The following is a 16,072-nucleotide window of genomic DNA, read 5'->3' as shown; positions in this document are numbered from 1 at the left end:
GTGTTCTTCACAGGTGGTCTCGGTGGGCTCGGTCGCGGACCATCAGGGCGGCCTTCTTCTCGGGCAATTCGAGTTCGGCGGAGAACCGGAATCCGGCGCTCAGAAAGGCCGAGACGGAAGGGGTGTTGCGCAGGTCGGGTTCCGCGACGACGCGTGCGCAGGAGGGACGGTGGTCGAGCACGAGGTCGGACACCGCGCGCAGCAGGGTGGTGCCGACCCGGCGGCCCCGGTCGGTGACCCCGCCGATCAGCAGGTGCACCCCGGTGTCGTGGGGGCGGGCGGGGTAGTGGCGGGCGAGCGGGTCGAGGTCGGCGCGGTAGATCTCCCAGTAGCTCATCGCCTTGCCGTCGAGCACGCCGAGGCACGGGACGCTCCGCCCGTCGCCTTCGAGCTGCGCGGCGAGGTGGCGGGCGGTGACGTCCTCGTCACCGGCGAGCTCCCAGAAGGCGGCGACGGCCGGATCGTTCATCCAGCGGGTGACGACGGCGAGGTCGCGTTCGAGCCGTACGGGGACGAGCTGGAAGATCCCTGCGGGCGTGGTGACGGGGCGCCAGCTGCCCGGCGCGTCCAGCAGCGGCGAGGCGGCGGGGCCGTCGGCGGGCGGGGCGTCCGCGGCGAACAGGGCGAGCAGTTCCTCGGTCAGACGCAGGTCCAGAGTGTCCTCGACGGCGGTCGCCGGGGTGTGTCTTCGGCCCGTCCCGCCGGCGGTCCGGGCGTCCTCCGCTCTCGTCATCCTGGGATCTTGTCCGTCGGCGGCCTTCCGTGAAACCGGTCCGGCCGCCCGGTTCCCGGGCGTGTCGGCGGATGGCACAGCGGCGTTCTCCTCTCCTGGGTACCGGTGTCCCCGGTGCCCGGGCCTCTCGGGAACCGGAGGGAGTCCCGGCCCGGGCTTCGGGCCGGGACTCCCCGGTCGGCGAGCGGGCGTGGCCCCGGTCCCGGGTCCCGTGGGTGCCGTGCGGTCAGGAATGCAGCGGGTTGGTGATGGTGACGTACACGGACTGGGTGTCGACGGGGCCGACGAGTTCGTCCATGCCGTTCAGCCGGGTCAGCAGGTTCGCCTTGCAGCGCAGCCGGGTGGTCTCCAGGAGGTACGCGGGAAGGGGCGAGCCCATCGGAGCGGCGGAGCACAGGAAGCGGCGGAACGCGTCGAGCAGGAGGCGTTCGTCGGCGAGGTGCTGGGAGCCGAAGGCGCCGATCAGCCCGAGGACGTTGTTGATGCCGAGGTAGTAGGCGAACCGTTCGTCGGTGACGGCGTCGGAGACGAAGGTGTCGCTCTCGGACCCGATGCCGGGCAGCCGGCGGTCGAGCGCGTCCCGGTGGGACTCGCGGAAGTAGTACCCCTGGTTGTCGCGGTACCGGCCGCCCACGGGCCAGCCGTCCGCGTCGAGCACCACGAGGGTGTTCTGCTGATGGGCCTCCAGGGCCACCCCGGCGGTCGCGTCGAGCCAGAGGACGGGGCGTACGACGCGGTCGAGGTAGCGCAGGAACCACTCCGCGCAGACCGCGCCGACGGTGCGTCCGGTGCACTCGGCGAGCCGGGACACCGTCTCCGCCAGCCGGGAGCGCATCGCGGTGCGGCCACGCCGGGGCCGGACCGCGGTGAGGCCCGCGACACAGAGGGCGTCGTCGTGCGGGCCGAAGGGGTTGTTCCGCAGGACCACGTCGAGTCCCTGGACCGGGTTGCCGTCCTTGGAGTCGACGGCGAGCCAGGCCGGGTCGCGGACGATGTCGAACCCGGGGTGGGCCCGGCGCCACTCGGCGGACAGGCCGGCGCTGAGGAGCCGGTGCACCTCCGCGCCCCGGTGGAGCTCCTTGCGGAGGTTCTCCCGGCGGGAGTTGGTGATGCGCACGCCCAGCGAGAGCTTGAGCATGACGCCCGCGCCGGGCCGGTAGACGGTCCGTACCGAGGATGTGGGGTGCCAGCGTCCGCCCGCCTCGCCGAGGTCGTGCAGGAGGCCCGCGTCCAGGAGTTCGGTGACCTCGGTGCGGCGCCGCAGCTCTTCGGCCTGCCAGGGGTGGACCGGCAGGGCGACCGTGCCCTCGGGCAGGCGCAGCCCCTCGGTGTGCGGGGCGAGGAGTTCCCCGGCGGTGACCGGGCGGCCGTCGCGGGTCCAGGCGGAGTCGGTGGCGAGCACGCAGCGGTCGACGGCCATCCAGTGGAGCGGGAAGCTGCCGTGGAGTTCGGGCGAGTAGAGCCGGGCCTCCGACTCGGAGAGCCCTTCGCGGCTCTTGGGCGTGGGGTGGAGCGGGTGTCCGTGCAGCAGGGACTGTTCGGCGGCGAGGAAGGGGTCGGTGCCGGGGGGCTCCTCGGGGGTGCGGCGCCGCTGGGTGAGGAATGCGGTGGTGTGGCCTACGGAGTCGGCGACCCGGCCCACGAGCTCGGCGGCGGCGTGCCGGTCGCCCTCCCGGCAGAGCAGGGCGGCGACCGTGACCGCGTCGGCGGACGGGGAGCCCGCGGGGGCGCCTTCGAGGGCGGGCGGTCCGAAGCGGTGGTGTCCGGTGGGCGACCAGTACAGGACCGGCACGAGGAGGGCGGTGCCGCTGGCGGGAAGGGGGATGCGCAGGGTGTCCCGCTCGGGACGGGGCAGGTCCATCTCCCGCGCCCAGCAGCGCAGCAGGCTCTCGGCGCCCGCGGCATCGGCAGCGCGGTACGGGTCCGGATCGTCCAGCGGGTCCGCGTGCGGGGCCGGGGCGCTCTCGTCCTCGTGGTGGCCGGCCTTCTGGCGGGGAACGGTCGTCGCCTCGGCCGTACGCGGGCCGAGCGGCGCTTCCTGCTCTCGGAGCTGGCTGGTGAGAGGGGTGTCGGCCTCGGGCGCGGGGGTGGGGTTCACGGCTTCTTCCTTGTGAGGGGTTGCGGGGTCAGCGGAGCGACCCGGCGGCGGCCCGCCGGTGCGGTGAGCCTTCTGCGGCTTGCAGCGCGTCGGCGAGGCGGTCGAGGACCGCCGTCGCCTGTTCGTCGGTGAGGGTGAGGGGCGGCAGCAGCCGGATGACGGCGTCGTGGCGCCCGCCGAGTTCGACGATGAGGCCGCGTCGCAGGCATTCCTGCTGCACGGCGACGGCGAAGCCCGGGTCGGACGGGGGCGCGCCGCCGTCTTCTTCCGGGGCGGCCTCGGGGTCGACGAGTTCGATGCCGATCATCAGGCCCCGCCCCCGGACGTTCCCGATGGCGGGGTGGTGCGCGGCCAGCTCACGGAGCCGGCCGAGCAGGCGCTCGCCGAGTTCGGCGGCGCGTTCGGCCAGGCCGTTCTCACGGACGTACGCGAGGGTGGCCGCGCCCGCCGCCATGGCGAGCTGGTTGCCGCGGAAGGTGCCGGCGTGGGCGCCGGGCTGCCAGAGGTCGAGCGAGGAGCGGTAGACGATCACGGCGAGGGGCAGCGAGCCGCCGATCGCCTTGGAGAGCACCATCACGTCGGGGACCACCCCGCTGTGCTCGACCGCCCAGAAGCGGCCGGTCCTGCCGACGCCGGTCTGCACCTCGTCGGCGATCAGCGGGATGGACCGGTCGGCCGTGATCCTGCGCATCCGGCGCATCCAGGCGTCGGGGGCGGGGTTGACCCCGCCCTCGCCCTGCACGGGTTCGAGGATCATCCCCGCCGGGGCGGGGACACCGCCCTTGGGATCGTCCAGCAGGTGCTGGGTCCAGTGGGCGGCGATCTCGGCTCCCCGGTCCCCGCCGATCCCGAAGGGGCAGCGGTAGTCCTGCGGGAAGGGCAGGCGCGTGACGCGCACCTGCTGGGCGCCGCCGGACGCGTCGAGCGCCCCGGAGGTCATGCCGTGGTACGCGCCGGTGAAGGCGAGCAGTCCGGTGCGGCCGGTGGCCGCGCGTACCAGCTTGAACGCGGCCTCGACGGCGTCGGTTCCGGCGGGTCCGCAGAACTGGATGCGGGCGTCGCGGGCCAGTTCGCCCGGGAGCGTGGCGAACAGCTCGGTGGTGAAGGCGTCCTTCACGGGGGTGGCGAGGTCGAGGACGTGCAGCGGAGCGCCGGAGTCGATGACCTTGCGGATGGCCTCCAGCACCACGGGGTGGTTGTGGCCGAGCGCCAGGGTGCCCGCGCCGGAGAGGCAGTCGAGGTATCTGCGGCCGTCGGCGCCCTCGATGGTCAGCCCGCGTGCCCGCACGGGCACGATCGGCAGGGAGCGCGCGTAGGTGCGCGCCGCCGACTCGCGCAGCGACTGGCGGCGCAGGATGCCCTCGTGCGCCGCGGGCAGGGCCGCCGGTGCTGATTCGGTCACGGCCACGGCTGTTGATCCTCCTGCGTTCACGGTTGCGTTGCACGTCGTAGCGTCGTCCCGGAGTACGTTCTCCCGGCGACCGGGTGCGCGGGTGAACTCCGAGCGGGTGTCCCCCGTACGGACCAACGAGCCGACGGGCCGGGGATCACGGGTAAATCGGAAGATCCTTGCGGGCGGCCGGTCCTGACGGAGCGGAACCACGGCCCTGCCCGGCGCGGTCTTCGACAGCACCGGCATAGTAGAGGCCGCTCAGCATAGGACTGCTGCCCGACCGGGCGCCGGGGAAGGGTCATTCACGGGCCGTCCCCGGCCCGCCCGGCGCGGAGCCGCATGCCCGGCAGGCAGGGCGCACCGGGGCGACCGGGGTGCCGTACGCAGCGACGAACGACGAAGTCCCAGGGGGATCACCAGATGCGACCCATTCACCCGATCGATGCCGTCCGGAACGGGAGGGGCGGCCGCCGCGGGTCCTCGTCCGTGCTGGCCGCCGCCGCCCTCGCGACGGCACTCGCCCTCACGGCGACCGCCTGCGGCCCCGAGGACGACGGCGCGGCCAAGGAGCCCAGCGGTGCGGCCACGGCTTCCTCGGACGGCAAGATCGTCATCCCGGACGAGCTGAAGGACCGGCTCAAGGCGCACGGGATCGATCTCGACAAGTGGCGGCACGGCGAGTGGAAGAACTGGGACAAGGACCAGTGGCTCCGTGAGGCGAAGGACTACGTCAACCCGATCATCGAGAACCTCTGGAACCCGGAGCGGATGCGGGACGCCGACCCGGCCCCGGAGCAGCCCGTCGCCGACGACATCTCCGGCGACGAGGGGGTGACCGACCCGACGCCCGCCGTCCGGGAGGCCGTCGAGGCGCACGCGCCGTACCACGACAGCGTGCCGGAGAGCGGCAAGCTGCTGTTCGACGGTCCCGAGGGCTCGATGGTCTGCTCCGCCACCGTGGTGAAGGACCCGGCGCACCCGGGCAAGTCGAACCTGGTGTGGACCGCCGGGCACTGTGTGCACGCGGGCAAGGAGGGCGGCTGGTACCGCAACATCGCCTTCGTCCCCGGGTACAACGACAGCGGCATGGCGACGGCGAAGCTGGAGACGGCGTCGAAGGAGGAGATCGCTCCGTACGGCGTGTGGTGGAGCGACTGGGCCTCCACCTCGGACCAGTGGATCGCTCAGGGTGCGTCCACCGGCGGCCAGGGCGCCCCGTACGACTTCGCGGTGCTGCACGTGACGCCGGAGACGGGGGCGGCGGGCAAGTCGCTGGAGGAGACGGTGGGCACGGCGCTGGCGGTCGACTTCGACGCGCCCGCGGTCTCCGGGATCTCCTCGCTGACGGCGACCGGCTACCCGGCCGCTCCTCCGTACGACGGGGAGAAGGCGTTCCAGTGCGACGACGCCCCGGGCCGGCTCTCGGTCTTCCAGGACCAGCCCACGATGTACCGCATCGGCTGCACGATGACCGGGGGCGCCTCGGGCGGCGGCTGGGTCGGCGAGGGCGCCGACGGCAAGCCCGCCCTGTTCTCGAACACCTCGATCGGCCCGGTCACGGCCGGGTGGCTCGCGGGACCGCACCTGGGCAAGGAGGCGAAGGCGGTCTACGACGGGGTGAGCCGGAAGTACGCGGGGCAGTGACCGCGGACGCTCGCGCCGGAGGCCCGGCCGTTCCCCGAGGGGAGCGGCCGGGCCTCCGGTGCGTGCGGGTGCTGGTCTGCCGTCAGTGGGCCGCGAGGACGAACACCGCGAGTTCCGCGGCGAGTTCCTCGTGGACCCGGGCCTTGAGCAGGGTGCCCTCCGCGGTGTGCTCCTCGGAGATCACCTCGCCGTCGGCGTGCACCCGCGAGACCAGGGCGCCCTGGATGTACGGAACCAGGGCCTCGATCTCCACGGACGGCCGGGGCAGCTCGGCGTCGATCAGCGTGAGCAGCTCGTCGATCCCCGCGCCGGTACGGGCCGAGACGGCGATGGCGTGCCGCTCGGCGCGCATCAGCCGCGCCAGGACCAGCGGGTCGGCCGCGTCCGCCTTGTTGATCACGACGATCTCGGGGACGTCGGTGGCGCCGACCTCCCGGATCACCTCGCGGACGGCGGCGAGCTGCTCCTCCGGGACGGGGTGCGAGCCGTCCACGACGTGCAGGATCAGGTCGGAGTCGCCGACCTCCTCCATGGTGGAGCGGAACGCCTCGACCAAGTGGTGCGGCAGGTGGCGCACGAACCCGACGGTGTCGGCCAGGGTGTAGACCCGGCCGCTGGGCGTCTCGGCCCGGCGGACGGTCGGGTCCAGGGTGGCGAACAGGGCGTTCTCCACCAGGACGCCGGCCCCGGTCAGCCGGTTGAGCAGAGAGGACTTGCCGGCGTTGGTGTAACCGGCGATGGCGACCGAGGGCACCTTGTTGCGCTTGCGTTCCTGCCGCTTGATCTCGCGGCCGGTCTTCATCTCCGCGATCTCCCGGCGCATCTTCGCCATCTTCTCGCGGATGCGGCGCCGGTCGGTCTCGATCTTGGTTTCACCGGGACCACGCGTGGCCATGCCGCCACCGCCGCTGGAGCCACCGCCACCCATCTGCCGGGAGAGCGACTGACCCCAGCCTCGCAGGCGCGGCAGCATGTACTGCATCTGCGCCAGGGAGACCTGCGCCTTGCCCTCACGGGACTTGGCGTGCTGGGCGAAGATGTCGAGGATCAGCGCGGTCCGGTCGACCACCTTGACCTTGACGACGTCTTCGAGGTGGATGAGCTGCCCGGGGCTGAGCTCACCGTCGCAGACGACGGTGTCGGCACCGGATTCGAGCACGATGTCGCGCAGTTCCAGTGCCTTGCCGGAGCCGATGTAGGTGGCCGGATCCGGCTTGTCGCGGCGCTGGTAGACGGCGTCCAGCACCTGGGCGCCCGCGGTCTCGGCGAGGGCGGCCAGCTCCGCGAGGGAGATCTCCGCGTCGTGCACGGTCCCGGAGGTCCACACACCGACGAGCACCACGCGCTCCAGACGGAGCTGCCGGTACTCGACCTCGGTGACGTCCTCGAGCTCGGTGGAGAGGCCGGCCACGCGTCGCAGCGCGGCACGCTCGGAGCGGTCGAACTGGTCGCCGTCCCGCTCTCCGTCGATCTCGTGGCTCCAGGCGACGTCCTCTTCCATCAGGGCGTCGGCCCGAAGGCTCTCGGTGGCACGTGCGGAGGCGGACTCCGTGGCGCTCTGCGCGTCCTGCGCGTCCTGGGGAAGGGAAGAAGAGGAGGTCATTGGATCCTTACGTCGAAGATTTCTCGTGGTGACAGTCACAACGCGTCACGCCCCCGGATGATTCCCGAGGGAATTCACCGGTCCGGGCCGCGTTGCCGACCCCTGATAGTGGCATGTGCCCGCCCGGGCCGTCATGCGGGTTTCCCCGCGGCGCCAGGGTCCGGGCCCGTCGGCCGGCCGGTCTGCGCTGCCGTCGTCGGTGAGGGCTTCGGTGCGGGCTTCGGGGCCGACTTCGGGGCCGGCTTCCCGGTGGCGCCGTGCCAGTCCGGGTGGCCGGGCATCGCGGGGGTCTTCGCTCCGTACAGCCAGCCGTCCAGGAACCCGGAGAGATCGCGTCCGGCCGCGCGCGAGGCGAGCCGCACGAAGTCGGCCGTGGTGGCGGACTCGTCGCGGTGCCCGCGCACCCACGCGCGCTCCAGCCGGTCGAAGGCCTCGGCACCGATCTCCTGGCGCAGCGCGTAGAGGACGAGGGCGCTGCCGTCGTAGACCACCGGCCGGAACAGGTCGAGCTTGTGCCCGGCCGCCGGCAGGGCGGGCCGGGCCGGGGGCCCGCCGGCCGCGCGCCAGGCGTCGGACTGGGTGTACGCGTTCCGCATGCGCCGCTCCAGCGACGGGCCGCCCCGCTCCGCCGCGTAACGGGCCTCGTACCAGCTCGCGTGCCCCTCGTTGAGCCAGAGGTCGGACCAGGACGCCGGGGAGACGCTGTCGCCGAACCACTGGTGCGCCAGCTCGTGGACCATGACCGAGTCGACGTACCACTCGGGGTGCGTGGTGCCGGTGAAGAGCCGGCGTTCGAAGAGCGACAGGGTCTGGGTCTCCAGCTCGAAGCCGGTGACCGAATCGGCCACCAGCAGCCCGTACGTCTCGAAGGGGTACGGGCCGACCTGCCGCTCCATCCACTCCATCTGGCCGGGGGTCCTGTTCAGCCAGGGTTCCAGGACCGCCGTGTCGGCCGCCGGGACGACGTCGCGCAGCGGCAGGCCGCCGGGGCCGTCGCGGTGCAGGACCTCGGAGGTGCCGAGGGAGACCTGGGCGAGCTCGGTGGCCATCGGGTGCTCCGTGCGGAACGTCCTGGTCACCGTGGTGCCCCGGTGGCGTTCCCCGGCCGGCAGTCCGTTGGCGACGGCCGTGAGCCGCTCGGGGGTGGTGATCCGGAAGGTGAAGTACGCCTTGTCGGCCGGGTGGTCGTTGCAGGGGAAGACCCGGTGCGCGGCGTCGGCCTGTCCGGCGAGGGCGAGGCCGTCCGCGGTGCGGACCCAGCCGCCGCTGTCCTTGCCCTGGTCGGGGTCGCTGGTGTGCCGGACGGTGATGCGCACCGGCACCCCGGCCGGCAGCGGTGCTACCGGGGTGACGACGAGGTCCTCGTCCTCCGTGGTGAACCGGGCGGTCAGCCCGTTGACCGCGACGGAGTGGACCTCGCCCCGGGCGAAGTCGAGGTTGATCCGGTCGAGCGGCTCGGTGGTGCGTGCCCTGATGGCGGTGACCGCTTCCAGCGGGTCGGAGTTGCGGCCGTCGTAGTCGAGGGCGATGTCGTACGCGAGGACGTCGTACCCGGGGTTGCCGAGCGTCGGGAAGAGCCGGTCCCCGATTCCGAGGGGGCCGTGTCCGGGCGGGGCGGGCGGAGCGGCGGCGATCAGGCCGGCCGACGCGGCGGCCAGCAGGACGGTGCGCAGGCGGCGGGAGGTGGGCGGCATGGATCACCGCTATCAGCGGCCTCCACCCCGCCGGGGGACGCGCGCGGCCGGGCCACCCGAACGGGGTGGCCGCCGGGACCGCCCGGCGGCGGGGACCGCCCGGCCCCTGCCTGCCCGGCCTCCGTGCGGCGGACCGTCAGGCGCGGCTGACGTCGTAGACCCCGGCGACGTCCCGCATGGCCCGCACCAGGGCGGGCAGCCCGTCCGCGTCGGTGAGGTGCAACGTGTAGGTGTGGCGCACCCGTTGCTCACTGGGCGGCTCGACGGTGGCGGAGACGATGGCCGCGTCGGCGGTCGCGATCGCCTCGGTGAGGTCGGCGAGGAGCCGGGGGCGCCCGAAGGACTCGGCGACCAGGGTGACCAGGCATTCGGGGGCCCCGTCGCCCGCGCCCTGGACCGCCGGGACCTCCCGGGGGTGCGCCGGGGGCCAGTCCAGCCCGTCGGCACCCCCGTCGCCGCCGGGCTCCGCACCGGCCGGGCGGTCGGTGTACGGGCCGTCGGTGCACGGGGCGTACCGCGCGTCCTCGGCGTCCTGCGAGGCGGCGTCCTCCGGGTGGGCGTCGAACCAGCCGGCGATCGCGATGCGCGCGGCGGGGGTACGGGCGTGGTCGAGCCATTCGCGGGAGGGGCCGGAGGCGGTGTCCCGGGCGAGCAGCAGCTGCACGGTGTCGCCGTCCCCCAGGGCGGTGGCCAGCGTCGCGAGGCGGCCGTTGACCCGGGCGCCGATACAGCGGTGCGCCCCGTCGCCGTACTGCGCGTAGGCGGCGTCCACGCAGCTGGCGCCGGCCGGGAGCACGAGGGTGCGGCCGTCGGTGCGGAAGACGGTGATCTCGCGGTCCTCGGCGAGGTCGGCGCGGAGCGTGCTCCAGAAGGTGTCCGGGTCGGGCGCGGACTCCTGCCAGTCGAGCAGCCGGGAGAGCCATCCGGGCCGGGTGGGATCGGCGCGTTCGCCGTCGCCCTGTTCACCGCCGGCCGGATCGCCGCCGGCCGGATTCTCCCCGGCGGGGACGGTGGCGTCGGGGGTGTACGGATTGCCGAGGGCGACCACGCCCGCCTCGGCGACCTTGTGCATCCGGTGCGTGCGGATGAGGACTTCGGCGACCGCGCCGCCCGGGCCGACGACCGCGGTGTGCAGCGACTGGTACAGGTTGAACTTGGGGGCGGCGACGAAGTCCTTGAACTCGGAGATCACCGGGGTGAAGCAGGTGTGGAGTTCGCCGAGGACCGCGTAGCAGTCCGCGTCCTCGCCGACCAGGACCAGCAGCCTGCCGAAGTCGGTGCCGCGCAGCTCCCCGCGTTTCATCCGGACCCGGTGCACGGAGACGAAGTGGCGTGGCCTGATGAGGACTTCGGCGGCGATGCCTGCCTCGCGCAGGGTGCTGCGGACGTTCTGCGCGATGGTGGCGAGGGGGTTCTGCCCGCTCTCCGACTCGGCGATCAGCGTCTGGGTGTGCGCGTGTTCCTCGGGGTGGAGGATGGCGAAGACGAGGTCTTCGAGTTCGGTCTTCAGCGCCTGCACACCCAGGCGTTCGGCGAGCGGGATGAGGACGTCGCGGGTGACCTTGGCGATCCTCGCCTGTTTCTCCGGCCGCATCACGCCGAGGGTGCGCATGTTGTGGAGGCGGTCGGCGAGTTTGATCGACATGACCCGGACGTCGTTGCCGGTGGCGACGAGCATCTTGCGGAAGGTCTCGGGTTCGGCTGCGTCGCCGTAGTCGACCTTCTCCAGCTTCGTTACGCCGTCGACGAGATAACTGACCTCCTCGCCGAACTCCTCGCGCACCTGATCCAGTGTCACCTCGGTGTCCTCGACCGTGTCGTGGAGCAGAGAGGCCGTCAGAGTCGTTGTCTCGGCGCCGAGTTCGGCGAGGATCAGGGTCACGGCGAGCGGGTGAGTGATGTAGGGCTCGCCGCTCTTGCGCATCTGGCCGCGGTGGGAGGACTCGGCGAGGACGTAGGCGCGGCTCAGGACGGAGAGGTCGGCGTCCGGGTGATGCGCCCGGTGCGCCTCCGCCACGTGGCCGATCGCGTCCGGCAGCCTTCCCCGGGAGACCGGGCCGAGAAGCGCCACCCGGCCGAGTCTGCGCAGATCGATCCGGGGGCGGGAGCGTTTGCGGACGGGGACACCTGGGCTGGCGGCCTCTGCACTCATGGGCACCTCCGGCGACGTCGACCGGCGATGAGAGGCAGACCTTGTTGTCCCCGGGCCGGTGCTTGATGCTACCGACCCCACCACGTACGGCAGTCCGCCTCTCGCGCAGCGTGAAGCGGATCACCCGTTCGAGCGAAACGTTGTCGGGTTATCGTCCGAGCGGCGATTCGAGCCACTCCGCGTCGAGGACCCCTTCGGCGACGATGACGGCGGGGCCGGTCATCTCGATGGCGCCGTGCGGGTGTTCCGTGATCACCAGCGTGCCGCCGGGCAGGTCCACGGTGTACGTGACGGGCGTCCCGGTCACCGCGGGGTCGATGCCGTCCCGGCGGGCCGAGGCGACGGCGACGGCGCAGGCACCGGTGCCGCAGGAGCGGGTTTCGCCGGATCCGCGCTCGTGCACCCGCATCGCGACGTGCCGGGTGCCCCGGCGGACGACGAACTCGATGTTGACGCCCTCGGGGTAGACCGCCGCGGGGCCGTACGCGGGCTCGGCGAAGAGGTTCCCGGCGTGCGCCAGGTCATCCACGAAGGCGACGGCGTGCGGGTTGCCCATGTTGACGTTCCGTGCTTCCCAGCTCCGGCCGTCCACAGTGACGGTGACGCCCTCGGCGGCCAGCTCGGCCACTCCCATGGCGACGGTGATGTCGCCGTTCTTGGCGAGGTGCACCCGCTTGACCCCCCCGCGGGTCGCGATCGGGAGGTCCCCCGTCTCGGCCAGCCCGGCGCGCTGGAGGTGGCGGGCGAAGACGCGCACGCCGTTGCCGCACATCTCGGCGATCGAACCGTCGCCGTTGCGGTAGTCCATGAACCACTCGGCCTCGTCCGCCATGGCGCGGGCCTCGGGGTGGGCGGCGGACCGCACGACGTGCAGCAGCCCGTCCCCGCCGATGCCGGCCCTGCGGTCGCAGAGCCGCGCGACGGCGGCCGGGGGCAGGTCGAGGAGGTTGTCCGGGTCCGGAATGATCACGAAGTCGTTCTCGGTGCCGTGACCCTTGAAGAAGGTGATCTGCTCGGTGCTCACACTGCAACTGTACGGGCGCCGGGGTATGCGCGATCAGCGCAGGCGGGCCACGCGCCAGACGGCCAGGCCGACGAGGGCGAGGACGAGCACCCCGTAGAGCGCGATCACCCGCCAGTCGGGGCGGGTGCCGGAGCCCCTGACGGGCAGGCCGGGCCAGGTGTGGCCGACCCGGCGGGCGGCCATCATGCCCCAGCCGGCGGCGCAGCCGCTGATCAGGAGGCCGAGCATGGCGACGACGGCCCCGCCGTCGCCGAACTCGAAGGCGAGCGGGAACGCGAACATCAGCGAGCCGATCGCGGCGAGGATCACGATCGGGGCGAGCTGCCAGATCCGCAGTCGGCGGGCCGGCCTGAGCTCGACCTCGACCTCGGGCGTCACGACGCTCTCGTCGGGCAGGTCGGAGTTGAGCCGCTCGGCGGCGAGCCGTCGCTCCGCCGCCTCCTGCTCCGTGTCACGAGGGCCGGCCTCCATCGCCACGCGCCCTCCCAACTCGGACTTCCTGTATCGATCGATGCTCGATGATGGCACGCCCGCGCGGGCGGAAAGGACGCGCGGGGCGTCCCGATGCCATCACGTGATCAGGCTGTTATAGCCCTCCTTTCTGGGTTTATGCAGGTCAGACGGCTGCCGACGGCCGACGAGTCACCTCGGGCCGGCAATAGCCCCAGGTCAGCGCCCGATTGACCGGTCGCGACCGGCCCGGAGCGGGATCCGCCTCCCTCAGTACCGAACAGGCGTGCGCGGGGCGGGGGCGGCTCTCCGGTCGGGCCCCGTGAGAGCCGCAGTCCCCCCGGCCGCCCGCGCCGGAGCACGATCCGCTTCCGCGAAAGCGTCTTCCGTCGGATCGGACCGGGTCGGTGCGCGGGACTTCCCGCGGGTGGAGGGAAGCACCGAGGACGCGCACCGGCACGGAAGCACCGGCCTCGGCCCGCCACCCCGCACACCGCCAAGTCCCCTCCAGGCGACAGCTTTTGGCCCCTGTGCGGAAGCGTCAGACGGCGCGTGGCGCGGCAGCGGCCAGGTCGCCCAGGACGGCCCTCTCCAGCAGGCCGACCGGGGGCATGCCGAGCGACAGCAGCGCGTCGTGGAAGCGGCGGTGCGTGTAGTCGCCTGCCCAGTGGTCGCGGGCCAGGTCACGGACCCGCAGGATCTCCGTCTTGCCCAGGGTGTAGCGGCCGTACGTGGGCTCGACGGCGCCGCGCAGGGCCTCGGCGCGGGCCGAGCGTCCGCGCAGGAACGCGTCCGCCTCGAAGCGCGCCGCGGCCTCGTCGATGGTCATGGCGCCCGTGTGCAGGCCGATGGAGCAGGCCAGGCGCGTCACGCGGAGCAGCGCCTCCAGGGTCATGCCGATGACGTAGCGGGGGTCGTGGGCGCGGAAGCCCTCCTCCGCGTACAGCTCCTCGGCGTAGTGGGCCCAGCCCTCGACGAACGCCGGGGACTCCAGGGACCTGCGCACGTCGCTGGTCAGGGCACGCAGGGCTCGGCCGTGGGCGTAGTGGCCCGGGGTGACCTCGTGGACGGTGATGGCGGGCAGGGAGGTGCGGCTGAAGACCGAGAGCCACTCCTCGGCCTCGTGCGGCGGCCACGCCGGGTCCGGGGGGACCACGTAGTACCAGCTGGGGGCGTCCTGCTCGTAGGGCGCGGACCACGACATCATGGCCTGTGCGTAGGCGCGGGAGGCCGGAGCGGGGCCCACCCGGCACTCGCCGCCCGGATCCGCGATCAGGTCGCGGGCCACCGCGAAGGACGTCACCTCGGACAGCAGGGCGCGCGCCTGGGCGAACACGCCTTCCGCGGTGGTGGGATGATCCTTCATCAGGGCCGGGACGACCTGGCGTACGCGTGCGCCCGGGGCGAGGCGTTCCACCGCCTGCTCCAACAGGGCCCACAGCCGCGTCCGTTCGCGGTGCGCGGCGTCCGTCAGCGCGGCGGTGCCGTACGTCATCCCCTCCCCCGCGCCCAGCAGGCGCAGGAACGCCGCCTCGCCCAGGGCCGCCGACGCGGGGCCGGTGTCCGCCGCCCGCTCGACGTGCGCGACCAGGCACCGCGCGGCGGCCAGGGCCTTCTCGTCGCCGGTGGCGTCGTGGGCGAGGCCGCGCAGGGAGGGGAGGGCCGCGCGTGCGACGGGGGCCGGCACCCGGTCCAGGGCCTTCACGGCGTTGTCCACGGCGTCCGGCCAGGCCGCCAGGTGCTCCAGTCGGGCGCGCCGGCGGTCCTCGGCGGGTGCGTACGCGCGGTCGTAGCAGGCCAGGTCCATGGCGGCCAGGTGCAGCAGCGGGTCGCGCCGGTGCAGTTCCGCCTCGGCGAAGCGGGCGCGCAGTCCGTCCTCGTGGACCTCCAGCACCTCGGCGTCGAACGCGTCGGCGGGCGCGGGGCCCGCTCCCAGGCGGGAGAGGGCCGCCGCGACGCCGGCCGGTGACAGGTCCTGGAGCGTGCCGTCGTACGCGTGCAGTCCCGCGTACTCGCGGGCGTGGGCGAGGTCGAGTTCGACGGCTGCGCGGACCCTGGGGTCACGGAGTCCCGTCATCGGGGCGTCCTCCCGGGCGGGTCACCACGCGCAGCGTCGTACGCACGTCGTCCAGGGCGACTTCGAGCGCGCCCGGGTCCGGTGCCGAGAGCAGGACGTGACCGACGCGTTCGACCGAGGAGCGGGCCGGGGCGACCGTGTCGCCCGGGGCGGCCGTCACCTGCGCCGTCACGACGTGCGGGTGGGCCAGGACCTCGTCGAGGCCGCGGATCGCGGTGACCGTGCCGGGGCGGGCCGCCGGAAGGTAGCCGGCGGTGCGCCGCAGGGGAGCGGCGGGCGGTGCGGGCAGGTCGGCGTCGAGGGCCAGGCGTACGACCATCTCGTACCAGTCGATGCCGTAGGCGTCGCCGAGCAGGTCCATCAGGTGGTCGCCGGGTGTGCGTACCGCGACCTCCATGACCGCCGGGCCCCGGGCGGTGAGGCGGAACTCCAGGTGGACGATGCCGGTGTCCATGCCGAGGGCGTCGAGGACGGCGGTACCCAGGTCGGTGACCGTCGCACGGGTGGCGGCGTCGACCTCGGTGGCCACCCGGTGGGCGACCTCGACGAAGTACGGCGGGCCGGTGGTCTCCTTGGCGGTCAGGTTGGCGAACCAGACCTTTCCGTGGCGGACCAGCGCCTCCCAGCTGTACTCGGGGCCGGCCGCGGCGCGCTCCACGAGGAGGCGCCCCTCGGCGTCCCTGCGGGCCACCACGTCCTCGAACGCGCGGCGGTCACCGACGAGTTCGACGCCCGCGCTGCCCGCCGAGGACAGCGGCTTGACGACCACCGGGAAGCGTCCGGCGGCCCAGTCGCGGCTGTCGCCGAGCTGTTCGGTGACCAGGAACTCGGGCTGGCCGATGCCCGCGGCCGCGAAGCGGCCCCGCTGGAGGGCCTTGTTGCGGGAGAGCACAGAGGCCCGCAACGACGGTCCGGGCAGGCCGAGTTCGTTCTGCACGAGTGCTGCGGCCAGGACGTGGGGTTCGCTGAAGGCGACGACCCCGTCGGGGCGCGTGTGCCGTACCGCCTCGCTGGCGGCCTCGTACCACAGCTCGTCCGAGGCGCCCCGGCAGACCGTGACCTCGTCGGCGAGTCCGGCGAGCGCCTCGGCGCGGGGCGCGGTCTCGACCGCGTGGACCCGTACGCCGAGCCGCCGGGCGGCGGTGATGTAGGGCCGTCCGGTCATTCCCACTCCGACCAGCAGCAGTCTCTGCCCGTGCATGGA

11 protein-coding genes are annotated in these 16,072 nt (G+C 73.4%); 1 reads left to right on the top strand and 10 read right to left on the bottom strand.

Going from position 1 to position 16,072, the window contains the following annotated elements:
- Positions 1 to 7: 7 nt before the first annotated feature.
- From ACWCSV_RS22705 to ACWCSV_RS22695, 3 genes are all read right to left on the bottom strand, one after another.
- Positions 8 to 733 (bottom strand): GNAT family N-acetyltransferase, encoded by a 726-nt coding sequence (locus ACWCSV_RS22705; RefSeq protein WP_451144943.1) that lies wholly within the window; start codon positions 731 to 733, stop codon positions 8 to 10.
- 226 nt (positions 734 to 959) lie between these two features.
- Positions 960 to 2,831, bottom strand: a complete 1,872-nt coding sequence (locus tag ACWCSV_RS22700; RefSeq protein WP_451144941.1) for an IucA/IucC family protein — start codon at positions 2,829 to 2,831, stop codon at positions 960 to 962.
- A gap of 28 nt (positions 2,832 to 2,859) precedes the next feature.
- A complete protein-coding gene (locus ACWCSV_RS22695) occupies positions 2,860 to 4,239 on the bottom strand; it encodes a diaminobutyrate--2-oxoglutarate transaminase family protein (RefSeq protein WP_451144939.1) in 1,380 nt (459 codons plus the stop codon).
- 405 nt (positions 4,240 to 4,644) lie between these two features.
- Between ACWCSV_RS22695 and ACWCSV_RS22690 the strand changes: the two genes are divergently transcribed.
- On the top strand, positions 4,645 to 5,868 hold the full coding sequence (locus ACWCSV_RS22690; RefSeq protein WP_451144937.1) for a trypsin-like serine peptidase: 1,224 nt from the start codon (positions 4,645 to 4,647) through the stop codon (positions 5,866 to 5,868).
- A gap of 82 nt (positions 5,869 to 5,950) precedes the next feature.
- Here ACWCSV_RS22690 and hflX read toward each other — a convergent pair whose 3' ends face one another.
- The 7 genes from hflX to ACWCSV_RS22655 form a co-directional block, all read right to left on the bottom strand.
- Positions 5,951 to 7,471: a GTPase HflX gene (gene hflX / locus ACWCSV_RS22685; protein WP_451144935.1), complete on the bottom strand. Its 1,521-nt coding sequence runs from the start codon at positions 7,469 to 7,471 to the stop codon at positions 5,951 to 5,953.
- 131 nt (positions 7,472 to 7,602) lie between these two features.
- Positions 7,603 to 9,165 (bottom strand): M1 family metallopeptidase, encoded by a 1,563-nt coding sequence (locus tag ACWCSV_RS22680; protein ID WP_451144933.1) that lies wholly within the window; start codon positions 9,163 to 9,165, stop codon positions 7,603 to 7,605.
- A 136-nt stretch (positions 9,166 to 9,301) separates the two neighbouring features.
- Positions 9,302 to 11,317, bottom strand: a complete 2,016-nt coding sequence (locus ACWCSV_RS22675; protein ID WP_451144931.1) for a RelA/SpoT family protein — start codon at positions 11,315 to 11,317, stop codon at positions 9,302 to 9,304.
- Positions 11,318 to 11,465: 148 nt separating this feature from the next.
- Positions 11,466 to 12,341: a diaminopimelate epimerase gene (gene dapF, locus ACWCSV_RS22670; protein WP_451144929.1), complete on the bottom strand. Its 876-nt coding sequence runs from the start codon at positions 12,339 to 12,341 to the stop codon at positions 11,466 to 11,468.
- 33 nt (positions 12,342 to 12,374) lie between these two features.
- The gene (locus ACWCSV_RS22665; RefSeq protein ID WP_451144993.1) at positions 12,375 to 12,812 is read right to left on the bottom strand and encodes a hypothetical protein; all 438 of its coding nucleotides are present in this window, start codon (positions 12,810 to 12,812) and stop codon (positions 12,375 to 12,377) included.
- A 520-nt stretch (positions 12,813 to 13,332) separates the two neighbouring features.
- Positions 13,333 to 14,868 carry a DUF885 family protein gene (locus ACWCSV_RS22660; protein ID WP_451144927.1) on the bottom strand — a complete coding sequence of 512 codons (1,536 nt, stop codon included), beginning with the start codon at positions 14,866 to 14,868 and terminating at the stop codon, positions 13,333 to 13,335.
- Positions 14,852 to 16,069: an ATP-grasp domain-containing protein gene (locus ACWCSV_RS22655; RefSeq protein WP_451144925.1), complete on the bottom strand. Its 1,218-nt coding sequence runs from the start codon at positions 16,067 to 16,069 to the stop codon at positions 14,852 to 14,854. The genes ACWCSV_RS22660 and ACWCSV_RS22655 overlap by 17 nt, the downstream gene beginning before the upstream one ends.
- Positions 16,070 to 16,072: the final 3 nt, after the last annotated feature.

This window comes from Streptomyces sp. NPDC001770 (assembly GCF_053596135.1).
Note: the sequence above shows the minus strand (reverse complement) of the source record. Positions and strands in the feature narration are given on the sequence as shown.